Raw genomic sequence first — 23,359 nt, 5'->3', positions numbered from 1 at the left:
TGAATCTGCAAAACCCCTGCCAGAAACCGAAAAGTGTTCAAAAAAACGGCTTTTTTAGGAATGAATCACCAGAAAGCGGTTTATAAAAAACCGGATTGCACAGCGACGGTGCTGGAAGTGGTGAGTTGTGGTGCAGAACCCAAAATGATGAAAATGTGAGCAAGATCCCATCGACTGGTTATGAATGACGCAACTGTTAATCATCAAAAAATAGCTATAAAAATTTTTTACTGCCGTCTCGTGGGAAAAACCGGGAATTTGCCGAGCGCCAGTCTGTATGGGCTGGAAGCAGTTATCCACTATTCCTGTGGATAACCATGTGCATTAGAGTTAGAAAACACGCGATAAGCGAGAGAAGACGCGGCTTACGCCCAAATTGGCGCGAAACGCGGCTTTAGAAAATATCGTTTATTATTTAATTGCTTAGATAAAAGCAATTCCCGTCATGAAAGTGTCACCCGTTGCCACAAAACTATCATTACCTGGCTTGACAAATGTTAAAAAAGAAAAAGTTCTGGGGATAACCTGACCTGACTGGTGTTTTATATTGTCACAGTCCAAATTTTGGCTGTTATCCCACTTATCATTCAGGCGCTATGCTAAATATCCTGACATGCCACTGGTTTTTCATCCAGTGTTTTTTACTGGCATTCCTGGCAACAACGAGTAAAATTACTCACCTGCCGCTTATAACGTCATCAGGTCGTCGCCCATGAGTAAACCGTTCAAATTGAATTCTGCTTTCCGTCCATCTGGCGATCAGCCTGAGGCGATCCGTCGTCTGGAAGAGGGGCTGGAAGACGGGCTGGCGCACCAGACGCTGCTGGGGGTAACCGGCTCGGGTAAAACGTTCACCATCGCCAACGTGATTGCGGATCTCCAGCGTCCAACGATGGTGCTGGCACCCAACAAAACCCTGGCCGCACAGCTTTACGGCGAGATGAAAGAGTTCTTCCCGGAAAATGCGGTGGAGTATTTCGTCTCCTACTACGACTACTACCAGCCTGAAGCCTACGTACCGAGCTCTGACACCTTCATCGAGAAGGATGCCTCGGTGAACGAACACATCGAGCAGATGCGTCTGTCGGCCACGAAGGCGCTTCTGGAGCGTCGCGATGTGGTCGTCGTCGCGTCGGTGTCCGCGATCTACGGTCTGGGCGATCCGGACCTCTATCTCAAGATGATGCTGCACCTGACGCAGGGGATGATTATCGACCAGCGCGCCATCGTCCGCCGTCTGGCAGAGCTGCAGTACGCCCGTAACGATCAGGCGTTCCAGCGCGGCACCTTCCGCGTACGCGGAGAGGTGATCGACATCTTCCCGGCGGAATCGGACGATATGGCGCTGCGCGTCGAGCTGTTTGACGAAGAGGTTGAACGCCTGTCGCTCTTCGACCCGCTGACCGGACACGTTGAGTCAGTGATCCAGCGCTTTACCATCTACCCGAAAACGCACTACGTGACGCCGCGCGAGCGTATCGTGCAGGCGATGGAAGAGATCAAAGTGGAGCTGGCCGAGCGCCGTAAGGTGCTGCTGGCGAACAATAAGCTGCTGGAAGAGCAGCGCCTCAGCCAGCGCACCCAGTTCGACCTTGAGATGATGAACGAGCTCGGCTACTGCTCCGGCATTGAAAACTATTCGCGCTTCCTCTCCGGGCGCGGGCCGGGCGAGCCGCCGCCAACGCTGTTTGATTACCTGCCGGCAGACGGTTTGCTGGTGATCGACGAATCCCACGTCACGATCCCGCAGATCGGCGGGATGTACCGCGGTGACCGGGCGCGTAAAGAGACGCTGGTGGAGTACGGCTTCCGCCTGCCGTCGGCGCTGGATAACCGTCCGATGAAGTTTGAAGAGTTTGAGGCATTAGCGCCGCAAACCATTTACGTCTCGGCCACGCCGGGCAACTACGAGCTGGAGAAATCCGGTGAAGACGTTGTCGATCAGGTTGTGCGTCCGACCGGGTTGCTTGACCCAATTATTGAAGTTCGTCCGGTGGCTACGCAGGTGGACGATCTGCTCTCTGAGATCCGCGCCCGTTCCGCCATCAACGAGCGCGTGCTGGTCACCACGCTCACCAAGCGTATGGCGGAAGACCTCACCGAGTATCTCGAAGAGCACGGCGAGAAGGTGCGCTATCTGCACTCGGATATCGACACCGTGGAGCGCATGGAGATTATTCGCGATCTGCGTCTGGGCGAGTTTGACGTGCTGGTGGGGATCAACCTGCTGCGAGAAGGTCTGGACATGCCGGAAGTCTCGCTGGTGGCGATTCTGGATGCGGACAAAGAGGGCTTCCTGCGTTCTGAACGCTCCCTGATCCAGACCATCGGCCGTGCGGCGCGTAACGTCAACGGTAAAGCGATTCTGTACGGTGACAAAATCACCCCGTCGATGGCGAAAGCGATTGGCGAAACGGAGCGCCGACGCGAGAAACAGCAGCGCTACAACGAAGAGCACGGCATTACCCCGCAGGGGCTGAACAAGAAGGTGGTGGATATTCTGGCGCTGGGGCAGAATATTGCCAAAACCAAAGCGAAGGGTCGCGGCAAGGCGCGTTCAGTGGTGGAAGAGGATACCGTCGTGCTGACGCCGAAAGCGCTGCAGCAGAAAATCCACGAGCTGGAAGGGCAGATGATGCAGCACGCGCAGAATCTGGAGTTCGAAGAGGCGGCGCAGATCCGCGACCAGCTTCATCAGCTGCGGGATCTTTTCATCGCGGCATCGTGAGTAAAGCGTTGTTTTCTCCCTCTCCCCGTGGGAGAGGGCAGGAGTGAGGGCAACAGGCCGCACAAAACGAACCTAGCCCAGCGCCTGAATCGCCTTCTCCAGCGCCTCGCGCAGCAGGTGACGATCGTGGCGATACTTGATATCGCTGGCCTCCAGCGGCTCCTGCACCACCAGACGATTGCCAATCCCTGACACATCCACTTTTGGGCCCACGACTACGCCGTCAATGATTTTCTTGCCGACGTAATGCTCCATTAATTCCAGTTTGTCAGCCAGCGACAGGCTCGCCGCCGCGGGGCTCAGCTCACGTCCCAGGTTACCGATGTAAACCATCGGGGCAGGGGTGCGGCGCAGCGCCTGCGCCAGCTCTTTTACGAGTAGAATTGGCATCAGGCTGGTATAAAAACTGCCTGGACCGATCAGGATAAGATCCGCTTCCCCGATGGCCTCCACCGCTTCTCGCGTGGCGGGCACGCTCGGATAGGTCATTAACTCCGTTGGCGGCAGGATGAGCTGGTCGATATTCACCTCGCCGTAAACTTCATGCCCTTCGGCGTCGATGGCCATCAAGTCTACCGGTTGTTCTGACATGGGGATCAGGAATGCGTCCACTTTGAGCAGATTACGGATTAAATTGATGGCTTCCAGAGGCCGTACGCTCAGGTGATCGAGCGCCTTTAACATCAAATTTCCGAGGTTATGCCCGGAAAGTTCGCCATTACCGCCAAAACGGTACTCAAACATCGCCGACGCGACGCTCGGATCGGTAATTAACTGGTTCAGGCAGTTGCGCATATCTCCCCAGGCAATGCCGCCTTCGGCACGTCGAATGCGCCCGGTTGAGCCGCCGTTGTCGGTGGTAGTTACTATCCCTGTCAGCCTTGAGCCGAGTGACGACAAAGAGGACATAACCCGGCCTAAGCCGTGTCCTCCGCCAAGAGCGACCACTCGGTCAAGATCCGCAAAAGTGCGATTGCGCATACGTATTCCTTATCACGTTCGATCGCGTAACAGTAACCTAACTACCCCTAAAAGACGATGCCTCACCCGATGCAAAATGACGTATATCAATGTGAAAATGCGGTTTTTAGGTATTCTGTAGCGAAAATGCAGGAACGATTCGCTATATAGATAATTATATAGCGTGAGGCGATAATGGCGTCGTCAGAATTTCCGCGCTACTATCGCCCTAACCACGTTTTCAAAATTGAAAACATACACTCTAGCCCTTGTGCCTGTGTCGAAAGATATGGCGCTCTGGCCGTGGCGAATTTGCCACCAGGGTACAGAAAGAAATGACTGTGCCTCCCGATCTGGAAAGGTGTACATGGCTTCACAACTTACTGATGCTTTCGCGCGTAAGTTTTATTACTTACGTCTGTCGATTACCGATGTGTGCAACTTCCGTTGCACCTACTGCCTGCCCGATGGCTACAAACCGGGCAGCGTCACCAATAACGGCTTTCTCTCCGTGGATGAAGTGCGCCGCGTCACGCGCGCTTTCTCTGAGCTCGGCACCGAAAAAGTGCGTCTGACCGGCGGAGAACCCTCTCTGCGCCGCGATTTCCCCGACATCATTGCCGCCGTGCGTGAAAACGAACGCATCCGCCAGATTGCGGTGACCACCAACGGTTACCGCATGGCGCGTGACGTGGCGAACTGGCGCGATGCGGGGCTGACGGCGATCAACGTCAGCGTCGATAGCCTGGATGCCCGTCAGTTCCACGCCATCACCGGCCAGGATAAATTTCAGCAGGTCATGGACGGCATCGACGCCGCGTTCACAGCGGGCTTCGAAAAAGTCAAAGTCAACACGGTGCTGATGCGCGATGTGAACCATCACCAGCTCGATACCTTCCTGGCGTGGATTAAATCCCGCCCCATTCAGCTGCGTTTTATCGAGCTGATGGAAACCGGCGAGGGCAGCGAGCTGTTCCGTCGCCATCACATCTCCGGCATGGTGCTGCGCGACGAGCTGCTGAAACGCGGCTGGATCCATCAAATCCGCCAGCGCAGCGACGGCCCGGCGCAGGTCTTCTGCCACCCGGATTACGAAGGTGAGATTGGGCTTATCATGCCCTATGAGAAAGACTTCTGCGCCAGCTGCAACCGCCTGCGCGTCTCCTCCGTTGGCAAGCTCCATCTTTGCCTGTTCGGCGACGGCGGCGTGGATCTCCGCGATCTGCTGGAAGACGATGCGCAGCAGGCCGCGCTTGAAGCACGTATTTCTGACGCGCTGACGCATAAAAAACAGACCCACTTCCTGCATCAGGGCAATACCGGCATTACTCAGAACCTGTCCTACATCGGCGGGTAATCAGGCTTAAGAAGGAATCAGAAGATGAGTCAGGTAAGCGCAGAATTTATCCCGACACGCATTGCTATCCTTACCGTTTCCGACCGCCGTGGCGAAGAGGATGATACCTCCGGCCACTGGCTGCGCGAGGCGGCCCATGACGCGGGGCATCACATCGTCGATAAAGCGATCGTGAAGGAGAACCGCTACGCCATTCGCGCTCAGGTTTCGCAGTGGATTGCGAGTGATGAGGTGCAGGTGGTGCTGATTACCGGCGGCACCGGTTTTACCGCAGGCGATCAGGCCCCTGAAGCGCTGATCCCGCTGTTCGACCGCGAGGTGGAAGGCTTCGGCGAAGTGTTCCGCATGCTCTCCTTTGAAGAGATTGGTACCTCCACGCTCCAGTCGCGCGCCGTTGCCGGGGTGGCTAACAAAACCCTGATTTTCGCTATGCCGGGCTCGACCAAAGCCTGCCGCACCGCGTGGGAAAACATCATCGCCCCGCAGCTGGATGCCCGTACCCGTCCGTGTAATTTCCATCCCCATTTAAAGAAATAAGCTATGTCACAACTGACCCATATTAACGCCGCCGGCGAAGCGCATATGGTGGACGTCTCCGCCAAAGCGGAAACGGTGCGCGAGGCGCGCGCGGAAGCGTTCGTCACCATGCTGCCGGAAACCCTGGCGATGATTATCGACGGCAGCCATCACAAGGGCGACGTCTTTGCCACCGCCCGCATCGCCGGTATTCAGGCCGCCAAACGGACCTGGGATCTCATTCCGCTGTGCCATCCGCTGATGCTGAGCAAGGTGGAAGTGAACCTGCAGGCGCAGCCGGAGCATAATCGCGTGCGCATTGAGTCACTCTGCCGCTTAACCGGCAAAACCGGTGTGGAGATGGAGGCGCTGACGGCGGCCTCAGTCGCCGCGCTGACCATCTACGACATGTGCAAAGCGGTGCAGAAAGATATGGTGATTGGCCCGGTTCGCCTGCTGGCAAAAAGCGGCGGCAAATCCGGTGATTTTAAGGTGGACAGCCATGATTAAGGTGCTCTTTTTTGCGCAGGTGCGTGAGCTGGTGAATACCGACAGCCTGACGCTGGATGCGTCCTTCGAAAACGTCGCGGCCCTGCGCGCGCATCTGGCGGCACAAAGCGACCGCTGGGCGCTGGCGCTGGACGAAGGCAAGCTGCTGGCCGCCGTTAACCAAACGCTGGTGGAGTTCACCCATCCGCTGAAGGAGGGCGATGAAGTGGCCTTCTTCCCGCCGGTTACGGGGGGCTAAGATGGCTGAAACCCGAATTCTGGTGAGTCCCGAACGTTTTAACGTGGGGACAGAATACTGCTGGCTGGCGGAACGCGATGAGGACGGCGCGGTCGTCACTTTCACCGGCAAGGTGCGCAACCATAACCTCGGTGACAGCGTGAAGGCGCTGACGCTGGAGCACTATCCGGGGATGACCGAGAAATCGCTGGCGGAGATTGTCGACGAGGCGCGAGGCCGCTGGCCGCTTGGCCGCGTCACGGTTATTCACCGCATCGGCGAGATGTGGCCTGGCGAGGAGATTGTCTTCGTCGGGGTGACCAGCGCGCACCGCAGCAGCGCGTTTGCGGCAGGGGAGTTCATTATGGATTACCTCAAAACAAAAGCGCCGTTCTGGAAGCGCGAAGCCACGCCGGAAGGTGACCGCTGGGTAGAATCGCGCGACAGCGATAAACAAGCCGCCAGCCGTTGGTAGTCGGTTTACGTGGATGTGTTAATCTTAACGTGTGTGTCTACTTAATCTTAATCAGGAGTGAATCATGGACCGATTTCCGCGTTCCGATTCAATAGTACAGCAGACCCGTAGCGGCCTGCAGACGTATATGGCTCAGGTGTACGGCTGGATGACGGTTGGCCTGCTGCTTACCGCGTTTATCGCGTGGTATGCGGCAGGTTCAGAGGCAATCACTGAATTGCTCTATACTAATCGCTACTTTTTCTTTGGCTTGATTATTGCCCAACTTGCAGTTGTGTTCGTTTTATCTGGGTTGATTCATAAGCTCAGCGCGGGACTTTCAACCACGCTTTTTATGCTCTATTCGGCATTAACTGGCCTGACGCTCTCCAGCATTTTTATCGTCTACACTGGTTCATCTATCGCTAGTACGTTTGTTATAACCGGCGGGATGTTCGGTGCGATGAGCCTGTACGGTTACACCACGAAGCGCGATCTGAGCGGTTTCGGCAGCATGCTGTTTATGGGGCTGATTGGGATTGTGCTGGCGTCGCTGGTAAACCTGTGGCTGAAGAGCGACGCGCTGATGTGGGCCGTGACCTACATCGGGGTGGTGATCTTCGTTGGGTTGACGGCGTATGACACCCAGAAGCTGAAAAACATCGGCGAGCAGATCGACGTACGCGACAGTTCGAACCTGCGCAAATACGCGATTCTGGGCGCGCTGACGCTGTATCTGGACTTCATCAACCTGTTCCTGATGCTGCTGCGAATTTTCGGCAACCGTCGCTAAGGTTGTTTTGCCGGGTGGCGGTGCGGTCTGGTGCCCTCACCCTGACCCTCTCCCACGGGAGAGGGAACAAACACTAAAAACGGCAACATCGTTGCCGTTTTGCTTTTATTTCGCTAACGCCTTCTCGTTCTTCGCTCTCAGCTTTTTCGCCCGACTCTCCAGCACCAGATAACACACCGTTGCCAGCGCCAGCGGCAGGAAGTAATACAGCATGCGGTACGCCAGCAGTGCGGCGATAATCGTTCCCTGAGAGATATGCTCCCCGGCCAGCAACGCGATAAACACAGCCTCCAGCACGCCGATCCCCGCCGGAATATGCACAATCACGCCCGCAATACTGCTCACCAGCAGCACGCCCAGCACGAAGAAGTAGTTCACATCCTCGCCAATCAGCAGCCAGATAATCGCCCCCATCGCCATCCAGTTGGCGCTGGAGACGGCCATCTGCAGCACCGCAAACTTCCACGAGGGCAGTACCAGCTTTTGCCCCTTAATGGTCATATGGCGGCGTCTGGCAAACGCGCAGGCCCACAGATAAACGGCGATAATCAGCAGCAGTACGATGCCCAGAATGCGCAGCGTGGCCTCATCGATATACCAGTGCGCGGGCAGCTGCACCACGCCGATGGTGAAGATCACCCCGCCGAGCAAAATATAGCCCAGCCAGTTGGTGGTGATGCTTAACGAGAAAATGCGCGTGATGGTCCCGCCCGGCAGGCCGAGCCGCGAGTAGAGGCGATAGCGCATGCCAATGCCGCCGACCCAGGTGCTCAGCGTCAGGTTGAAGGCGTAGCAGATAAACGACACCAGCATAACCTGACGTTTGGCCAGCTTGTGGCCGCAGTAGGCACGGCCCAGCAGGTCATAACAGCCGTACATCAGGTAGCTGACAATAACCAGCCCCACAGCGCCCAGCAGCACCATCCGGTTATAGTTGCGGATGACTTTCCACACCTCTTCCCAGTCAACTTTCTGCGCGTAGACCACCAGCAGAACCGCGACCGCAATAAAAAATAGCCAGGTCAGGATCTTTTTTGCCAGCCGCCAGCGTGGATGCGATTTCGACATCAGGGTTTGCCTCCGTCTTCCGCTTCAATACGGTCCTGGGTTTCCATTTCGGGTTGTACCGGCGGGTCCACCTGCGCAAGCTTAGGCGTATGCGCCGGCAGCCAGCCGACCATGGCCGGGAAATGACGCAGAAAGTGGAACACCACCACGCTGATGCCCAAGTTCCACCAGGTGCGTTTGGGGACCATGGACTCGTCCACGCGCACGCAGTCGTTAACGATCAGCGCCTGCAGGTTATCCCGCAGGGTCTGGTTAAACTGGCGATCGTGAATGATCAGGTTAGCTTCGAGATTGAGCGATAAGCTCAGCGGATCGAGGTTACTGGAGCCCACGGTGGCCCAGTGATCGTCCATCAGCGCCACTTTGCCGTGCAGCGGTCGGCGACGATATTCGTAGATCTGTACGCCACCCTTCACCAGGTAGTTATACAGCAGGCGTGCGCCGACTTTGACTATCGGCATATCCGGCTCGCCCTGCACAATCAGCTTCACGCGAACCCCGCGCCGGGCCGCATTGCGCATGGCGTGCAGCAGACGATAGCCGGGGAAAAAGTAGGCGTTAGCAATAATCACTTCGCGCTTCGCGTTGGCGAGCATCTTGAGATAATGACGTTCAATGTCGTCCCGGTGCTCGCCGTTATCCCGCCAGACGAAAAGGGCCTGCGCTTCGCCGGGCTTCCGGTTCTCTTCCGGGCGATGGCGGCGTCTCCACCAGCGGCGAACGGCCTCTTTACCCGGCAGGTTCTCCAGCTCAAACAGTAAGATGTCCTGAACCACGGGGCCTTCAATGCGAATAGCGTAGTCCTGCTTCGCCTCCGGGCCGTAGTCGGACATATGCTCAGCGGAGTAGTTAATGCCGCCGACAAACGCCACCGTCTCGTCCACCACCACTATTTTGCGATGCATCCGGCGGAAAAGATTGGTGCGCATGCCGAACAGGCGAGGGCCGGGATCGTAGTAGCGGAACACCACGCCTGCGGAGGTCAACTCATTCACAAACGTATCGCTGAGATCCGGCGAGCCATAGCCATCAAGCAATACTTCAATTTTGACGCCGCGCCGGGCGGCGCGCAGCAGCACGCCATGCAGCTGTTTGCCGACGTCGTCTTCGAACCAGATAAAGGTTTCGAGGATCACCTTCTGCTGTGCATGGTCAATCGCTTTAAACACGGCCGGATAATACTCGTCCCCGTTGACCAGCAGCGTGATTCGGTTGCCTTCCTGCCAGGAACATTTCATAGGTGGATCTCCGCGCTGAGCGGGGCATGGTCGGAAAGATGTCGCCAGTTAAGGAGCGCCAGGGCGGTCGGGCTGCTGGCGTGGGCATTTTTCACGTAGATGCGGTCAAGCCGAAGCAGCGGGAAACGGACCGGGAAGGTGCGCGCAGGCCTGCCGTTGGCGCGAGTAAAAATCTCTTCCAGCCCGGCATCTACTTTCAACGGATGGTTTGCCCTCTGTCTCCAGTCGTTGAAATCGCCCGCTACCACCACAGGTTCGCCTTCGGGAAGGGCGTTGGCCCATTCGGCCAGCATTTTCAGCTGCGCCTGACGATGGGCTTCGCGAAGGCCCAGGTGAACACAGCCGACATGGACAGGTCGCTCGAGGTCTGGCGGCGTAATGCGGCAGTAAAGCAGGCCGCGTTTTTCGCTTTCCCCGACGGAAACGTCGCGGTTTTCGTAATGTTCAATGGGGTAGCGGGACAGCACCGCGTTTCCGTGATGCCCTTCCGGATAGACCGCGTTGCGGCCATAGGCGTAGTCACTCCACATGGTGTCGGCCAGAAATTCATAGTGCGGCGTGTCGGGCCAGTTCTCAAAGTGGAGCGGATGCACTTCGTGTGCGCCCATCACCTCCTGCAGGCAGACAATATCCGCGCTGACGGTGCGTACCGCGTCGCGCAGCTCCGGTAAAATGAAGCGGCGGTTAAATGCTGTGAAGCCCTTATGAATGTTTATCGTCAGCACCTTAAGCGAGAAATGCTGCATTTTTTGAGTCATAAGCTCCTTCCTGAGTGACTATCCCAATGAAAATAAAGTGTAGTCGTCGTCACAAAAAGATGCGGCGTTACGGAATTTTCCGTAAAGTGCGGTAGTCTGATTAAGCAGAGAAAAATCCTTCAGGAGAGAAGCCATGAAGTGGCAACAACGTGTTCGTGTCGCAACTGGCCTGAGTTGCTGGCAGATAATGTTGCATTTACTGGTCGTGGCCGTACTGGTGATGGGCTGGATGAGCGGTACGCTGGTGCGTGTTGGCCTGGGGCTATGCGTCCTTTATGGCGTCACCGTGCTGTCGATGCTGTTCTTACAGCGCCACCATGAAGCGCGCTGGCGCGAGGTGGGTGATGTGCTTGAAGAGCTCACCACCACCTGGTATTTTGGCGCGGCGATGATTGTGCTTTGGCTGCTGTCGCGCGTGCTGCAAAACAACCTGCTGCTTGCCCTGGCGGGTCTGGCTATCCTCGCAGGGCCTGCGGTGGTCTCGCTGCTGACCAAAGAGAAAAAGCTACGCAATGTTGCGTCTAAACATCGCGTACGCCACTGAGCCCGTCGTGGCCGCTATGACCAGTAGCGGCCACAAACTTCCCCAGACAATATCCAGACTCGCATCCTTCAGATAGATTTGCTTGGTGATGTCCGTAAAGTGCCGAATCGGGTTTACCCACGTCAGGTCCTGTAGCCACACCGGCATGTTCTCGACGGGTGAAACATACCCCGAGAGCAAAATCGCGGGCATCATAAAGACGAACACCCCAATAAACGCCTGCTGCTGCGTCGAGCAGAGCGCCGAGATCAGCAGTCCAAACCCCACCAGCGACAGCCCGTAAATGACCATCGTGAAGTAAAACAGCGCCAGCGAACCGGCGAACGGGATCTGGTAGGCCCAAATTCCCACCCCCAGCACGATGGTGGCCTGAAACGTCGCGACGATCAGCGCCGGGACCGCTTTGCCGACGAAAATTTGCCAGGTGGCGAGCGGGGAGACCAGTAGCTGGTCCAGCGTGCCCTGTTCGCGCTCGCGGGCGACGGAAAGGGAAGTCACGATCATCACCCCGATAGTGGTGATCATAGCGATCAGCGACGGCACCACGAACCACTTGTAGTCCAGGTTCGGGTTGTACCAGTTACGCACCACCAGCTCGCTGTTGTTGGGCTTCGGTTTGCCGTCCATCAGCTCCTGCTGGTAATCCTTCACCACCTGCTGCAGATAGTTGGCGGCTATCTGGGCGCTGTTGGAGTTACGCCCGTCGAGGATCAGCTGCATCGGCGCGGTCTGGAAGGTATCCAGATTGCGGGAGAAATCCGCCGGGAACCGCACCAGCAGCAGCGCTTTTTGCGTGTCGATGGTGGGCTGGATCTCCTGCGGGCTTTTCAGCAGCAGGATGTGGGTAAAGGCTTTCGCACGGGCAAAGCGCTGCGTCAGCTCGACGGAATGTTTGCCGTTATCTTCGTTGTAAATGGCAATGGTGGCGTTGGTCACCTCAAGGGTGGCGGCAAACGGGAACAGTAAAACCTGGATCAGCACCGGCAAGACCAGAATGGCGCGGGTTTGCGGCTCGCGCAGCAGGGATTGCAGCTCTTTGCGTATCAACGTCCATAATCGGTGAAACATGTTCGCTCCTTAATCCAGTCGCCGTTTGGTTTTCATCCACGTCAACCCAATAAACATCGCCGCTGACGCCATTAAAAACAGCGTGTTGACGATCAGCACCACCGGAATATTCCCCGCCAGGAACAGGCTTTGCAGCGTGCTCACAAAGTAGCGAGCCGGAATAACATAGGTCACGGCGCGGATCACCGCAGGCATACTGTCTATCTGGAAGATAAACCCGGACAGCATAATCGACGGTAAAAAGGCGGCGTTGAGGGCCACCTGCGCGGCGTTGAACTGGTTGCGGGTGATGGTGGAGATGAGCAGCCCCATGCCCAGCGTGCTGAGTAAAAACAGGCTGGTGATAAAAAACAGCACCACCAGCGAGCCGCGATACGGCACGCCGAGGATAAAGACTGAGACAAGCATACAGAGCAGCATCGCCAGCATGCCGAGGAAATAGTAGGGGATGAGCTTGCACAGCAGCAGCTCGACGCGCGTCACTTCGGTAGAGAGCAGCGCCTCCATGGTCCCGCGCTCCCACTCGCGGGCGATCACCAGCGAGGTCAGGATCGCGCCAATCACCGTAATGATAATCGTCACCGCGCCCGGAATAATAAAGTGCTGGCTGATGGCGGCGGGGTTAAACCAGTAGCGCGTCTGCACGTCGATCAGCGGTTTAAATTCTTCACCCCGGTCCTCCGCGCGCTGCATCTGCCACAGCTGCCAGATCCCCTCCGCGTAGCCCTGTACAAAGTTGGCGGTGTTTGGCTCGCTGCCGTCGGTAATCACCTGGATCGGCGCGTCGGTATTCGCCCGCGCCATATTGGCGGCGAAATCCACCGGAATGACGATCAGGCCGCGAATTTTCCCGGCCTGCATTTTCTGGATCAACTCCTGCCTGTTATCGCTGATGGTGGCGTCAATGTAGGGCGATCCGGTCATGGCGTGAGTAAAGTCCAGCGCATCCTCACTCTGCTGCTCCAGCAATATCCCGACCCGCAGCTTGCTGGAGTCCAGGTTAATGCCGTAGCCAAAAATAAACAGCAGCAGCAGGGGGATGACTACCGCAATCAGCCAGCTGCTGGGGTCACGCACGATCTGCCGCGTCTCTTTAATGCACAGCGCGCGCACCCTGCGCCAGGAAATGGCATTACTGCGCATGGGCATTCTCCTTATCCCAGTCGTGGATGAGGGTGATAAACGCTTGCTCCATGGTCGGATCCGGAACCTCATCGTCGGCGGCCTGGTTTTTCAGGTCGTCCGGGGTACCGTGGGCAATCAGCTTGCCGCGATACACCAGCCCGATGCGGTCACAGTACTCCGCCTCGTCCATGAAGTGGGTGGTCACCATCACGGTCACCCCTTTTTCCACCATGCTGTTGATGTGCAGCCAGAACTCACGGCGGGTAATGGGGTCAACGCCTGATGTCGGCTCATCAAGAAACAGAATATCCGGCTCGTGCATCAGCGAGCAGGCCAGCGCCAGCCGCTGCTTAAAGCCGAGCGGCAGCTCGTCGGTGGCGTGGGAGGCAATGTTGGTTAAGGCGAAGGCGTCGCTCATGCGGCGGATTTTCTCGTTCTGTGCCCGCCCGCGCAGGCCGTACACGCCGGAGAAAAAGCGCAGATTCTGTTCGACCGTCAGGTTGCCGTACAGGGAAAACTTCTGCGCCATATACCCGAGATGCTGGCGCGCCTTGCCGGAGCTGACCTTCAGGTCCATATCCAGCACCAGCGCCTTGCCGGACGTCGGCACCAGCAGGCCGCACATCATCTTAAAGGTGGTCGATTTTCCCGCGCCGTTCGGTCCGAGCAGGCCAAAAATTTCCCCCCGCTTCACCGCAAAGTTGACGTTGTCGGTGGCGGCGAAATCCCCGAACTTTTTGGTGAGGGATTTGGCTTCAATCACCGTTTCGCCCGGCGTGCCTTCCACCGTATGCAAAATGGCGGCAAGCGGCGACTCTGAGGTACCCGCGCCGCCCAGCAGGTCGATAAACGCGTCCTCAAAGCGCGGCGCGGTCTCTTCCATCTCGATCTCAGGCATGCCGGGCGCCTGGCGAATATCGTCGACGGTGGCCTCTTTTTTGAGGATCACCCGTACCGAGCGGCCCTGGATCATCCCGTCGCTGACCTGCGGCAGCCTGAGCACCCGCTGCAGCAGCCTGCGGTTAGACTCCTGCGGGCTGTGCAGCAGGAAGCTGCGCCCGGCCATGCTCTGCGTCAGCGTCGTCGGCTCGCCCTGATAAAGCAGTTCGCCTTCGTTCATCAGCAGCACGTCCCGGCACTGTTCCGCTTCGTCGAGGTAGGAGGTGCTCCAGAGGATCAGCATCCCGTCGCCCGCCAGCTCGTGCACCATCTGCCATAGTTCGCGGCGCGAAATCGGGTCTACGCCGACGCCGGGCTCGTCCAGCAGCAGCACTTTCGGCTCGCCAACCAGCGTGCAGGCCAGCCCCAGCTTCTGCTTCATCCCGCCGGAGAGCTTGCCCGCCAGCCGGTCGGTGAACGGGCCGAGGGAGGTAAACTCCAGCAGGCGCGCGAAGGTTTTCTGCCGCGTTTCGCCGGTGACGCTGCGCAGGTCGGCGTACAGGTTCAGGTTTTCCATCACCGTCAGGTCTTCATACAGGCCAAACTTCTGCGGCATATAGCCGAGCATGGCGTGAAGGGCTCCGTCATCCTCGATCGGGTCAAGGCCGAGCACGCTGGCCGTGCCTTCATCCGGCTTGAGCAACCCCGCCAGCATCCGCATCAGCGTGGTTTTACCGGCGCCGTCCGGACCGACCAGCCCGGTCACATAGCCTTTCTGGATAGTGCAGTTCAGCGGCGCGACGGCCGGTTTGTCCATTCCCGCGAAGCGTTTAACCAGATTGTTGAGCTGAATAACCGCGTCATTCATGTCGTTCCCCGTTGTTCACTTTTACGGTGACGGGCATGCCCTGACGCAGCGCGTCGTCCGCATCGGTCACGATGATGCGCAGGCGATACACGAGGTCGGTACGCAGATCAGGTGTTTCAACGGTTTTCGGCGTGAATTCGGCAGTAGGGGAGACAAAGCCCACTTTGCCGTGATACGGCTTGTCCGGGCGACCGTCGGTATAGAGCAGCAGCTCGCGGCCCGGCTGCATCTGGCCGAGGTTCGGCTCATCAACGTAGGCGCGTACCCAGACCGGACGGGTCAGGGAGAGCGTTAAGACTGTGCTGCCGGCGCTGAGCATGCTGCCCGGCTCCACGGCGCGGGTCATCAGCATGCCGTCAGACGGCGCGATTAAGGTGGTGTCGTGCAGATCCAGCTCTGCCTGAGCCAGCTGCGCCTGCGCCTGTTCAAGGCTGGCTTTCGCCTGGGCGATATCCTGCGGGCGGTTACCGGTGTGGTACTGGCTTAATTTATCCTGCGCGGACTTCAGCGTTGCCTGCGCCTGGTCGCGGGACGAGCGCGCATTTTCCAGATCGTTAGCGGAAATGGTGCGGCTTTTCCACAACCCCTGCTGGCGCGCGTAGAAGTTCTGCGCGTAGTCATAGGCGGCTTGCGCCTGCTTAACGGCAGCGGCGGCCTGGGCGATCTCTTCGTCGCGATAGCCTGCCAGCATCAGGTCATACTGCGCCTGGGCGACGGACACCCCCGCTTTGGCCTGCAGCAGCGCATTCTCATAGGGCGCTTTATCCAGCATCCCCAGCGTCTGCCCGCTTTTAATGGCATCGCCTTCGTCCACGCTCAGCGAGGCGAGACGTCCGCCCACGCGGAAGCTCATGTTCACCGTGCGAATATCCACGTTGCCGTACAGCGTCAGGCCTTTATCCTGATGGCTCTGATACCACAGCCATCCACCGACTCCGGCAGCAAGCAAAACAACAACCACCAGAATGATGGCGACAGGTTTTTTCATGACTTCAGGCTCCTTTGCGTTAAGCCTTGCAGGATCAGATCGACGTGACAGGCGATCACCTTGCTAATCTGCGCGGCTTTATCCTCATCAAATTGTGTCCAGCCGGTGCGTAACAGGATGGTTTCCCTGCCCAGACGGAAGGCAAGAATTTCCCCCAGCAGGGCGTGGGTATGCAAAATTGTCTCGGTATCACTGGCGTCCCGCCCGGTATAGGCGGCGATCAGCCGGGTCAGGTGCGAGTGCATTGGCTCAATCACCCGATCGTGTACCCGCTGGTAGGCGACGGTCGGGGAGAGCTGCTCCCGGGAGATAAACTTGCTCAGGTTGAGCGTATCGTCGTGCGTGAGCAGGCGGATCATATCGTGGCAGGCATTGAGAATAAGCTGGCGAACGGCGGCGCGATCGGGCGACGGCTGGCCGAGCAGCGCGGTGGCTTCCTCAACGTGCGGGTGAAACTGCGTGCCGATAAAATCGGCGATCCACTCGGCGCAGGCGAGGTATAAATCCTCTTTTGAGCCAAAATAGTAGGTAATCGCCGCAATGTTCTGCCCGGCCAGCGCGGCAATATCGCGCGTGGTGGCATGCAGCCCGAACTCACCAAACTGCGCCAGCGCGGCGGCGATAAGCTGATTTTTGGCCTGTTCACCTTTGGTTGTTGTGGGGGTCGTATTCATGGCGGCATTAAGAATTAATCAATCGATTGATTAAGATTATGCCTGATTCACGCTAACGTCGAGGGAACGCTGAGGGATATTTTATGCGCCACGTCACAAAAGCTGCTACACTCCGCTCCTTCGCGACATTGTGGTTTTTGTCCTCCCCTATTCGTTATATCTCCCTGAAAACTACACCTGTGATGGTCGGGGCGGTTCGGAGTTTTTATGTCTTTTGATTCCCTTGGCCTGAACCCGGAAATTCTGCGCGCGATCGCAGAGCAGGGCTACGTTGAGCCAACCCCAATCCAGCAGCAGGCGATCCCCGCCGTTCTGCAGGGCCGTGACCTGATGGCGAGCGCCCAGACCGGTACCGGCAAAACCGCGGGCTTTACCCTGCCGCTGCTGGAACTGCTGGTAAAAAACCAGCCGCACGCCAAAGGCCGTCGTCCGGTTCGTGCCCTGATCCTGACCCCAACCCGCGAGCTGGCGGCGCAAATTGGTGAGAACGTGCGTGACTATAGCCGCTATCTCAACATTCGTTCGCTGGTGGTTTTCGGCGGGGTAAGCATCAACCCGCAGATGATGAAGCTGCGCAGCGGCGTCGACGTTCTGGTTGCGACTCCAGGTCGCCTGCTGGATCTGGAGCACCAGAATGCGGTGAAGCTGGACCAGGTTGAAATTCTGGTGCTGGACGAAGCCGACCGCATGCTCGACATGGGCTTTATCCACGATATTCGTCGCGTGCTGGCCAAGCTGCCTGCGCGTCGTCAGAACCTGCTCTTCTCCGCGACCTTCTCCGACGAGATCAAGGCGCTGGCGGAAAAGCTGCTGCATAACCCGCTGGAAGTGGAAGTGGCGCGCCGCAACACCGCCTCCGAGCAGGTGACGCAGCACGTTCACTTTGTGGATAAAAAGCGCAAGCGGGAACTGCTCTCCCAGATGATCGGCCAGGGCAACTGGCAGCAGGTGCTGGTCTTTACCCGCACCAAGCACGGCGCCAACCACCTGGCGGAACAGCTGAACAAAGACGGCATTCGCAGTGCGGCGATCCACGGCAACAAGAGCCAGGGCGCGCGTACCCGTGCGCTGGCTGAGTTCAAATCCGGCGACATCCGCGTGCTGGTGGCGACCGACATCGCCGCCCGTGGCCTTGACATTGAAGAGCTGCCGCACGTGGTGAACTACGAGCTGCCAAACGTGCCGGAAGATTACGTTCACCGTATCGGCCGTACCGGCCGCGCGGCGGCAACCGGTGAAGCGCTCTCTCTGGTCTGCGTGGACGAGCACAAGCTGCTGCGCGACATCGAGCGCCTCCTGAAGAAAGAGATCCCGCGCATCGAAACCCCGGGTTACGAAGTGGACCCGTCGATCAAAGCCGAGCCGATTCAGAACGGTCGTCAGGGCGGCGGTGGACGTGGTCAGGGCGGCGGCGGTCGCGGTCAGCAGCCGCGTCGTGCCGAAGGCGGCGCGCCGAAATCATCCGGCAAACCGCCGCGTCGTAACAACGACAGCAAACCGGCGGGTGAAAACCCGTGGCGCAGCGGCGAGGGGAAACCGGCAGGAGAAGGGCAGCGTCGACGCCGCCCGCGCAAGCCTGCTAACCCGCAGTAATCTGGAAGCCCGGTCGTAAAGCCGGGCTTTTCTTTTTGCGGCAGCGAAGAGAAAGTGCCACAATAGTGGCTGTTTATACAGTATTTCAGGTTTTCCAATGGCTTTAACGGCTGCGCTCAAGGCGCAAATTGGCGCATGGTATAAGGCGCTACAGCAGCAGATCCCCGACTTTATCCCCCGAGCGCCGCAGCGGCAGATGATTGCTGACGTGGCAAAAACGCTCGCCGGGGACGACGGGCGACATCTGGCGATTGAAGCCCCAACCGGCGTCGGGAAAACCTTGTCGTATCTTATTCCCGGCATCGCGATTGCGCGGGAAGAGGACAAAACGCTGGTGGTCAGCACCGCCAACGTGGCGCTGCAGGACCAGATCTTCAGCAAAGATTTGCCCCTGCTGCGCAAAATCATCCCCGACCTGCGGTTTACGGCAGCCTTTGGGCGCGGGCGTTACGTGTGCCCGCGTAACCTGGCGGCGCTGGCCAGCAGCGAGCCGAATCAGCAGGATCTGCTCGCGTTTCTGGATGACGAGCTAACGCCAAACAATAAGGCCGAGCAGGAGCAGTGTGCAAAACTCAAAGTCGAGCTCGACGGCTATAAGTGGGACGGCCTGCGGGATCACACCAGCCAGGCCATCAGCGACGACCTGTGGCGCAGGCTCAGCACCGACAAAGCGAGCTGCCTGAACCGCAACTGCCACTACTACCGCGAATGCCCGTTCTTTGTCGCCCGGCGTGAAATTCAGGAGGCGGAGGTAGTGGTCGCAAACCACGCGCTGGTAATGGCGGCGCTGGAGAGCGAAGCGGTGCTGCCGGAGCCCAAAAACCTGCTGCTGGTGCTCGACGAAGGCCACCATCTGCCTGACGTGGCGCGGGATGCGCTGGAGATGAGCGCCGAAATCACCGCTCCGTGGTTCCGCCTGCAGCTGGATCTCTTCTGCAAGCTGGTAGCGACCTGCATGGAGCAGTTCCGCCCGAAAACCACGCCGCCGCTGGCGGTGCCGGAGCGGCTGAGCGACCACTGTGAAGAGGTCTATAGCCTCATCTCATCCCTGAACAACATCCTGAATCTTTATCTTCCGGCAACCCAGGAAGCCGAACACCGCTTTGCGATGGGTGAGCTACCGGAAGAGGTTATGGAGATCTGCCAGCAGCTGGCAAAGCATCTGGAAAAGCTGCGCGGGCTGGCGGAGATGTTCTTAAACGATCTCAGCGAGAAAACCGGCTCGCATGACGTGGTGCGTCTGCACCGCGTTCTGCTGCAGATGAACCGCGCGCTGGGGATGTTCGAAGCGCAGAGCAAGCTCTGGCGGCTGGCCTCGATGGCGCAGGCGTCCGGCGCGCCGGTCACCAAATGGGCCACCCGCGAAGTGCGGGACGGGCAGGTGCACCTCTTTTTCCACTGCGTGGGCATCCGCGTGGCCGATCAGCTGGAAAAGCTGATCTGGCGCAGCGTGCCGCACGTGGTTGTCACCTCTGCCACGCTGCGTTCCCTGAACAGTTTCTCAAGGCTGCAGGAGATGAGCGGGCTAAAAGAGAAAGCGGGCGACCGTTTCGTGGCGCTGGACTCGCCGTTTAACCACTGCGAGCAGGGAAAGCTGGTCATTCCGCGCATGAAATTCGAGCCGCTCATCGACAACGAAGAGCAGCACATCGCGGAAATGGCGGCCTACTTCCGCGAGCAGGTCGAGAGTAAAAAGTACCCCGGTATGCTGGTGCTGTTTGCCAGCGGGCGGGCGATGCAGCGTTTCCTCGAACACGTCACCGATCTGCGTTTACTCCTGCTGGTGCAAGGGGATCAGCCGCGCTACCGGCTGGTGGAAACCCACCGTAAGCGCATTGATAACGGCGAGCGCAGCGTGCTGGTGGGGTTGCAGTCGTTTGCTGAAGGTCTGGATTTGAAAGGCGACTACCTCACGCAGGTGCATATCCATAAAATCGCCTTCCCGCCTATCGATAGCCCGGTAGTGATCACCGAGGGGGAGTGGCTGAAAAGCCTCAACCGCTATCCGTTTGAGGTACAGAGTTTGCCTGCGGCGTCGTTTAACCTGATTCAGCAGGTCGGGCGCTTGATTCGTAGCCACGGCTGCTGGGGCGAGGTGGTGATTTATGACAAACGTCTGCTCACCAAAAATTACGGCCAACGGCTCCTGAACGCGCTGCCGATCTTCCCGATCGAACAGCCGGAAGTGCCTGAGGTAAAAAAACGCCCGGCAACACTGACTTCCGGGCGTAAGAAAAGCCTCCGCGCTAAGGGGCGCAGGTAAAGGCCGATCCAGACATAGCGGGGCCTGTGGTAACTGCGGTCCTCGTTTGGATATAGCGTACGCCGAACCCCAGAGCGCTAACCACCGTGCAATGGATTTGCTGAGACGATGTATACGCGGTGACAGGCTGCCTTGCCTGGATATCTCATCGTGACCCTTAATGACTTTCCACTCTTTATTTAGACAAATAATGAAGCGTCAAGAATCTACTGTAGAAATCGCAACTAGCTGGAATAAGTCCAGCATGTCTTTTTTGTCATAAAAACAGAACCTTGATTCTGGAGAAAAAACTAACCTCCGGATATTCAACAGGGCTATATTGTTAACAAGATGATTTTTTCAGGAGTGATGCCGTGGATTATCGCAAGATTATCAAAGAGGTAGGCAGAGGCAAAAACCACGCCCGCGATCTGGACCATGAAATCGCGCGTGCGCTTTATACCCGCATGCTGGAGGGCGACGTCCCCGACCTGGAGATGGGGGGCATTCTGATCGCGCTGCGTATCAAAGGCGAAGGTGAAGCGGAGATGCGCGGTTTCTATGATGCCATGCAGGCGCAAACGCTGCGCTTAACGCCGCCGGTGGCGAAACCGATGCCGATTGTGATCCCGAGCTATAACGGCGCGCGCAAGCAGGCAAACTTAACCCCGCTGCTCGCTATCCTGTTACACAAGCTGGGGTTCCCGGTGGTGGTGCACGGCGTTAGCGAAGATCCCACTCGCGTGCTGACGGAGACCATTTTCGGGATGCTGGGCATCGAGCCAACGCGTCATGCCGGCCAGGCGCAGGCGAAGCTGGATGGTCATCAGCCTGTTTATATCCCGGTCGGCACGCTCTGCCCGCCGCTGGAAAAGCAGCTCGATATGCGCTGGCGCATGGGCGTGCGCAACAGCGCACACACGCTGGCGAAACTGGCCACGCCGTTTGGTGAAGATGCCGCCCTGCGTCTTTCCAGCGTCTCGCACCCGGAATACGTGGCGCGCGTGGGGCAGTTCTTTGAGGCAATTGGCGCAAGGGCGTTGCTGATGCACGGAACGGAAGGAGAGGTTTATGCGAACCCGCAGCGCTGCCCGCAGGTGATGCTGATTGATTCTGCAGGCACGCGCGCCATTCTTGAGCGCGGGGAAGAGAATACCGGTGTGATACTGCCTGAGGCAAAAGATCCCCATACTACAGCCCACTGGATTGAGCAGTGCCTTGCCGGAAATGTTCCTGTTCCGCATTCGATCAAGCTGCAGATGGCCTGCTGTTTGCTGGCTACCGGAGAAGTGGAATCCGTTCAGGCCGGGCTTGAACGCGTGGCGCAGGCGTTTTAGACAAAAAAAAGCCCGTCCAGTGGCGGACGGGCAAGCAAGGGTAACAACAACAGGGTCAATGAGGGTGGAGCAGCTCACCAGAGGGTATGGCGAGGGTACAGCATTCATTCAGTCGATTATTTGTAGATAACCGCGGTACCGCTCAGCTTGTTATTGCCGTTAGCGGAAGTAATGGTGTATCCGCTTGCACCGGCAGCAGCGGCTTTCTCAGCCAGTTTGGCTTCCAGACCGTCCAGGGTGGTGGCGCCATCAGCACTGACCACACCAACTTTGTTCATGTTCTGTGCCTGAGTAGAAGAGACAGGCTCTACGGCGAAAGCGCCGAAAGACAGAGCGGACAGGGCAACAGCAGCTACAGCATATTTGATGGTTTTCATAATTAATCTCTCGCAGGTGTTTCTGTTAAGGGGACGATGTTCCGTCGATGTGATAAGTATCACGGTTTTTTACGAGAGATAAAATCGAAGAGAATTGACGTGGTTGCTCAAAAAAATTGAATGACAAATAACTTATTGAATATTAATAAATTCAAAGCACCCCTTTACACTTCTTGCGGATGCGCTTTACAGAAGCGATACGAAGGGCACGTTTTGCTACGCGTCTGGCTAAAAACCGTGAGCGTAAAGGAACGTGCAGGCTCGGTTAGCCTGGGTAAAGCAAAGTCAACGTAACTGGCTGTCTTTCGAACCTCTGCGATTATATCCCGAGTGTGATGCATTTTTTGAATCTTTATGCTGCTGGCAGGCAATGCAAAGCCGTACGCCGGGAATGGCTTTTCGGCGCGCCTCCGGGATAGGTTCTCCGCATTCTTCGCATTCCGTTAAGCTCTCGCCGCGCGGAATTTCACCGCGGGCACGCGCAACCGCATCTTCAATTGTACTGTTGATCTGTTCGTTAACAGCGTCGTCATTTGCCCAGCCGGAAGCCATAGCGTCCTCCTGAAATCGGTTTAGGCCATACGTTTACTATGGGGTTAAAAAATGAACAATCAAGGCGAAGGGAGAAGAGAACTGCACCCGTTGGGCAGATGCAGTCTTGTGGAAGAGACAGGTTATTTATAGATAGTCGCAGTGCCGTACATATGGTTATCTCCGCCAGCGGAGTTCACCACGAATCCTTTTGCACCTTCCTGACGGGCTTTTTCGGCGAGTTTAGCCTGTAGGTCGTCAAGGTTACTGGCACGGCTTACCGAAACGGTGCCCGCAGGGCGTAGCTGGCTGGTGTCAGTACTCTGGGTCAGCGACTGGACGGCCATGGCAGAGAAGGACGCGGTCGCCAGGGCGGCTGCGATAACAGCAAGGGTCAGGTACTTTTTCATAATCACATCCTCATGAGGAAACAACAGGTGATTCCCTTTAAGTTTAGAAGCCTGACGAGTGTGACTTAGCGCAAATATTTGATGATGATATGCTTATTTTTTGAACGATATAAATTGACAATTC

Annotated in this window: 23 protein-coding genes and 1 riboswitch; of the genes, 11 read left to right on the top strand and 12 right to left on the bottom strand. The window is 57.5% G+C overall.

What is annotated here, in order from left to right; genetic code table 11:
- Positions 1-712: 712 nt before the first annotated feature.
- Positions 713-2,728: an excinuclease ABC subunit UvrB gene (gene uvrB, locus HCH49_RS09985; RefSeq protein WP_029742168.1), complete on the top strand. Its 2,016-nt coding sequence runs from the start codon at positions 713-715 to the stop codon at positions 2,726-2,728.
- Positions 2,729-2,800: 72 nt separating this feature from the next.
- Here the strand turns inward: uvrB and yvcK are convergent, their stop codons facing one another.
- Positions 2,801-3,709 carry a uridine diphosphate-N-acetylglucosamine-binding protein YvcK gene (gene yvcK, locus HCH49_RS09980; protein ID WP_221702619.1) on the bottom strand — a complete coding sequence of 303 codons (909 nt, stop codon included), beginning with the start codon at positions 3,707-3,709 and terminating at the stop codon, positions 2,801-2,803.
- Between the two features lie 225 nt (positions 3,710-3,934).
- Positions 3,935-4,068, top strand: a riboswitch (molybdenum cofactor riboswitch).
- On the opposite strand from yvcK, the gene moaA reads away from it, so the two are divergent.
- The 6 genes from moaA to HCH49_RS09950 all read left to right on the top strand — a co-directional run bounded on the left by moaA (position 4,056) and on the right by HCH49_RS09950 (position 7,535).
- Positions 4,056-5,045, top strand: coding sequence for a GTP 3',8-cyclase MoaA (gene moaA, locus HCH49_RS09975; RefSeq protein ID WP_033144979.1), 990 nt, complete (start codon positions 4,056-4,058; stop codon positions 5,043-5,045). Its footprint overlaps the riboswitch before it by 13 nt.
- A gap of 24 nt (positions 5,046-5,069) precedes the next feature.
- Complete coding sequence (gene moaB, locus HCH49_RS09970) at positions 5,070-5,582, top strand: molybdenum cofactor biosynthesis protein B (protein WP_024908761.1); 513 nt, start codon at positions 5,070-5,072, stop codon at positions 5,580-5,582.
- Positions 5,583-5,585: 3 nt separating this feature from the next.
- Positions 5,586-6,071 carry a cyclic pyranopterin monophosphate synthase MoaC gene (moaC, locus tag HCH49_RS09965; protein ID WP_008501142.1) on the top strand — a complete coding sequence of 162 codons (486 nt, stop codon included), beginning with the start codon at positions 5,586-5,588 and terminating at the stop codon, positions 6,069-6,071.
- On the top strand, positions 6,064-6,309 hold the full coding sequence (gene moaD / locus HCH49_RS09960; protein ID WP_023334974.1) for a molybdopterin synthase sulfur carrier subunit: 246 nt from the start codon (positions 6,064-6,066) through the stop codon (positions 6,307-6,309). Before moaC ends, moaD begins: the two co-directional genes overlap by 8 nt.
- A gap of 1 nt (position 6,310) precedes the next feature.
- On the top strand, positions 6,311-6,763 hold the full coding sequence (gene moaE, locus HCH49_RS09955) for a molybdopterin synthase catalytic subunit MoaE (protein WP_182931662.1): 453 nt from the start codon (positions 6,311-6,313) through the stop codon (positions 6,761-6,763).
- Between the two features lie 64 nt (positions 6,764-6,827).
- On the top strand, positions 6,828-7,535 hold the full coding sequence (locus HCH49_RS09950) for a Bax inhibitor-1 family protein (protein ID WP_094934359.1): 708 nt from the start codon (positions 6,828-6,830) through the stop codon (positions 7,533-7,535).
- Positions 7,536-7,640: 105 nt separating this feature from the next.
- Here HCH49_RS09950 and HCH49_RS09945 read toward each other — a convergent pair whose 3' ends face one another.
- The 3 genes from HCH49_RS09945 to HCH49_RS09935 are packed head-to-tail and all read right to left on the bottom strand — an operon-like array spanning position 7,641 to position 10,599.
- Entirely contained in the window at positions 7,641-8,603 is a 963-nt protein-coding gene (locus HCH49_RS09945) for a YbhN family protein (protein WP_094934358.1), read from the bottom strand.
- Entirely contained in the window at positions 8,603-9,841 is a 1,239-nt protein-coding gene (gene clsB / locus HCH49_RS09940; protein ID WP_033144984.1) for a cardiolipin synthase ClsB, read from the bottom strand. The genes HCH49_RS09945 and clsB overlap by 1 nt, the downstream gene beginning before the upstream one ends.
- Positions 9,838-10,599, bottom strand: a complete 762-nt coding sequence (locus HCH49_RS09935) for an endonuclease/exonuclease/phosphatase family protein (protein ID WP_023334979.1) — start codon at positions 10,597-10,599, stop codon at positions 9,838-9,840. The genes clsB and HCH49_RS09935 overlap by 4 nt, the downstream gene beginning before the upstream one ends.
- A 133-nt stretch (positions 10,600-10,732) precedes the next feature.
- Here HCH49_RS09935 and HCH49_RS09930 point away from each other — a divergent pair, with 133 nt between their 5' ends.
- A complete protein-coding gene (locus HCH49_RS09930) occupies positions 10,733-11,143 on the top strand; it encodes a YbhQ family protein (protein WP_014883088.1) in 411 nt (136 codons plus the stop codon).
- Here the strand turns inward: HCH49_RS09930 and HCH49_RS09925 are convergent.
- From HCH49_RS09925 to cecR, 5 genes are read right to left on the bottom strand one after another with little or no spacing between them, the layout of a single operon-like run.
- Positions 11,105-12,211 carry an ABC transporter permease gene (locus HCH49_RS09925; protein WP_039261395.1) on the bottom strand — a complete coding sequence of 369 codons (1,107 nt, stop codon included), beginning with the start codon at positions 12,209-12,211 and terminating at the stop codon, positions 11,105-11,107. The two genes, HCH49_RS09930 and HCH49_RS09925, sit on opposite strands and share 39 nt — an antisense overlap.
- Before the next feature lie 9 nt (positions 12,212-12,220).
- Positions 12,221-13,354, bottom strand: a complete 1,134-nt coding sequence (locus tag HCH49_RS09920; RefSeq protein WP_221702618.1) for an ABC transporter permease — start codon at positions 13,352-13,354, stop codon at positions 12,221-12,223.
- Positions 13,344-15,083, bottom strand: coding sequence for an ATP-binding cassette domain-containing protein (locus tag HCH49_RS09915; RefSeq protein ID WP_221702617.1), 1,740 nt, complete (start codon positions 15,081-15,083; stop codon positions 13,344-13,346). Before HCH49_RS09915 ends, HCH49_RS09920 begins: the two co-directional genes overlap by 11 nt.
- A complete protein-coding gene (hlyD, locus tag HCH49_RS09910; RefSeq protein WP_039261400.1) occupies positions 15,076-16,071 on the bottom strand; it encodes a secretion protein HlyD in 996 nt (331 codons plus the stop codon). The genes HCH49_RS09915 and hlyD overlap by 8 nt, the downstream gene beginning before the upstream one ends.
- Positions 16,068-16,745 carry a transcriptional regulator CecR gene (gene cecR, locus HCH49_RS09905; protein WP_221702616.1) on the bottom strand — a complete coding sequence of 226 codons (678 nt, stop codon included), beginning with the start codon at positions 16,743-16,745 and terminating at the stop codon, positions 16,068-16,070. The genes hlyD and cecR overlap by 4 nt, the downstream gene beginning before the upstream one ends.
- 207 nt (positions 16,746-16,952) lie before the next feature.
- Here cecR and rhlE point away from each other — a divergent pair, with 207 nt between their 5' ends.
- The 3 genes from rhlE (at position 16,953) to ybiB (ending at position 21,917) form a co-directional block, all read left to right on the top strand.
- Entirely contained in the window at positions 16,953-18,338 is a 1,386-nt protein-coding gene (gene rhlE / locus HCH49_RS09900; protein WP_033144989.1) for an ATP-dependent RNA helicase RhlE, read from the top strand.
- Positions 18,339-18,435: 97 nt separating this feature from the next.
- Positions 18,436-20,601 carry an ATP-dependent DNA helicase DinG gene (dinG, locus tag HCH49_RS09895; RefSeq protein WP_221702615.1) on the top strand — a complete coding sequence of 722 codons (2,166 nt, stop codon included), beginning with the start codon at positions 18,436-18,438 and terminating at the stop codon, positions 20,599-20,601.
- A 353-nt stretch (positions 20,602-20,954) separates the two neighbouring features.
- Positions 20,955-21,917, top strand: coding sequence for a DNA-binding protein YbiB (gene ybiB / locus HCH49_RS09890; RefSeq protein WP_221702614.1), 963 nt, complete (start codon positions 20,955-20,957; stop codon positions 21,915-21,917).
- A 116-nt stretch (positions 21,918-22,033) separates the two neighbouring features.
- On the opposite strand, the gene ybiJ is transcribed toward ybiB, so the two are convergent.
- From ybiJ to mcbA, 3 genes are all read right to left on the bottom strand, one after another.
- Positions 22,034-22,294: a DUF1471 family protein YbiJ gene (gene ybiJ / locus HCH49_RS09885; RefSeq protein WP_023310874.1), complete on the bottom strand. Its 261-nt coding sequence runs from the start codon at positions 22,292-22,294 to the stop codon at positions 22,034-22,036.
- 285 nt (positions 22,295-22,579) lie between these two features.
- On the bottom strand, positions 22,580-22,846 hold the full coding sequence (locus tag HCH49_RS09880) for a DksA/TraR family C4-type zinc finger protein (RefSeq protein ID WP_039261413.1): 267 nt from the start codon (positions 22,844-22,846) through the stop codon (positions 22,580-22,582).
- 122 nt (positions 22,847-22,968) lie between these two features.
- Positions 22,969-23,235, bottom strand: coding sequence for a DUF1471 family periplasmic protein McbA (gene mcbA / locus HCH49_RS09875; protein ID WP_032661263.1), 267 nt, complete (start codon positions 23,233-23,235; stop codon positions 22,969-22,971).
- Positions 23,236-23,359 lie beyond the last annotated feature (124 nt).

The organism is Enterobacter sp. Y17 (assembly GCF_019730495.1).
Classification (GTDB): domain Bacteria; phylum Pseudomonadota; class Gammaproteobacteria; order Enterobacterales; family Enterobacteriaceae; genus Enterobacter; species Enterobacter asburiae_B.
The sequence above is the reverse complement of the archived record's forward strand: the minus strand, read 5'-3'. Positions and strand labels throughout refer to the sequence as shown.

Excerpts from the sequence above, each read along its gene's own strand:
- rhlE (WP_033144989.1), top strand. The coding sequence starts at position 16,953 with ATGTCTTTTGATTCCCTTGGCCTGAACCCGGAAATTCTGCGCGCGATC.
- HCH49_RS09945 (WP_094934358.1), bottom strand. The coding sequence starts at position 8,603 with ATGTCGAAATCGCATCCACGCTGGCGGCTGGCAAAAAAGATCCTGACC.
- moaA (WP_033144979.1), top strand. The coding sequence starts at position 4,056 with ATGGCTTCACAACTTACTGATGCTTTCGCGCGTAAGTTTTATTACTTA.
- uvrB (WP_029742168.1), top strand. The coding sequence starts at position 713 with ATGAGTAAACCGTTCAAATTGAATTCTGCTTTCCGTCCATCTGGCGAT.
- HCH49_RS09925 (WP_039261395.1), bottom strand. The coding sequence starts at position 12,211 with ATGTTTCACCGATTATGGACGTTGATACGCAAAGAGCTGCAATCCCTG.
- HCH49_RS09880 (WP_039261413.1), bottom strand. The coding sequence starts at position 22,846 with ATGGCTTCCGGCTGGGCAAATGACGACGCTGTTAACGAACAGATCAAC.
- hlyD (WP_039261400.1), bottom strand. The coding sequence starts at position 16,071 with ATGAAAAAACCTGTCGCCATCATTCTGGTGGTTGTTGTTTTGCTTGCT.
- cecR (WP_221702616.1), bottom strand. The coding sequence starts at position 16,745 with ATGAATACGACCCCCACAACAACCAAAGGTGAACAGGCCAAAAATCAG.
- HCH49_RS09915 (WP_221702617.1), bottom strand. The coding sequence starts at position 15,083 with ATGAATGACGCGGTTATTCAGCTCAACAATCTGGTTAAACGCTTCGCG.
- moaD (WP_023334974.1), top strand. The coding sequence starts at position 6,064 with ATGATTAAGGTGCTCTTTTTTGCGCAGGTGCGTGAGCTGGTGAATACC.
- clsB (WP_033144984.1), bottom strand. The coding sequence starts at position 9,841 with ATGAAATGTTCCTGGCAGGAAGGCAACCGAATCACGCTGCTGGTCAAC.
- HCH49_RS09950 (WP_094934359.1), top strand. The coding sequence starts at position 6,828 with ATGGACCGATTTCCGCGTTCCGATTCAATAGTACAGCAGACCCGTAGC.
- moaE (WP_182931662.1), top strand. The coding sequence starts at position 6,311 with ATGGCTGAAACCCGAATTCTGGTGAGTCCCGAACGTTTTAACGTGGGG.
- mcbA (WP_032661263.1), bottom strand. The coding sequence starts at position 23,235 with ATGAAAAAGTACCTGACCCTTGCTGTTATCGCAGCCGCCCTGGCGACC.
- moaC (WP_008501142.1), top strand. The coding sequence starts at position 5,586 with ATGTCACAACTGACCCATATTAACGCCGCCGGCGAAGCGCATATGGTG.
- ybiJ (WP_023310874.1), bottom strand. The coding sequence starts at position 22,294 with ATGAAAACCATCAAATATGCTGTAGCTGCTGTTGCCCTGTCCGCTCTG.
- HCH49_RS09935 (WP_023334979.1), bottom strand. The coding sequence starts at position 10,599 with ATGACTCAAAAAATGCAGCATTTCTCGCTTAAGGTGCTGACGATAAAC.
- HCH49_RS09920 (WP_221702618.1), bottom strand. The coding sequence starts at position 13,354 with ATGCGCAGTAATGCCATTTCCTGGCGCAGGGTGCGCGCGCTGTGCATT.
- moaB (WP_024908761.1), top strand. The coding sequence starts at position 5,070 with ATGAGTCAGGTAAGCGCAGAATTTATCCCGACACGCATTGCTATCCTT.
- HCH49_RS09930 (WP_014883088.1), top strand. The coding sequence starts at position 10,733 with ATGAAGTGGCAACAACGTGTTCGTGTCGCAACTGGCCTGAGTTGCTGG.
- dinG (WP_221702615.1), top strand. The coding sequence starts at position 18,436 with ATGGCTTTAACGGCTGCGCTCAAGGCGCAAATTGGCGCATGGTATAAG.
- yvcK (WP_221702619.1), bottom strand. The coding sequence starts at position 3,709 with ATGCGCAATCGCACTTTTGCGGATCTTGACCGAGTGGTCGCTCTTGGC.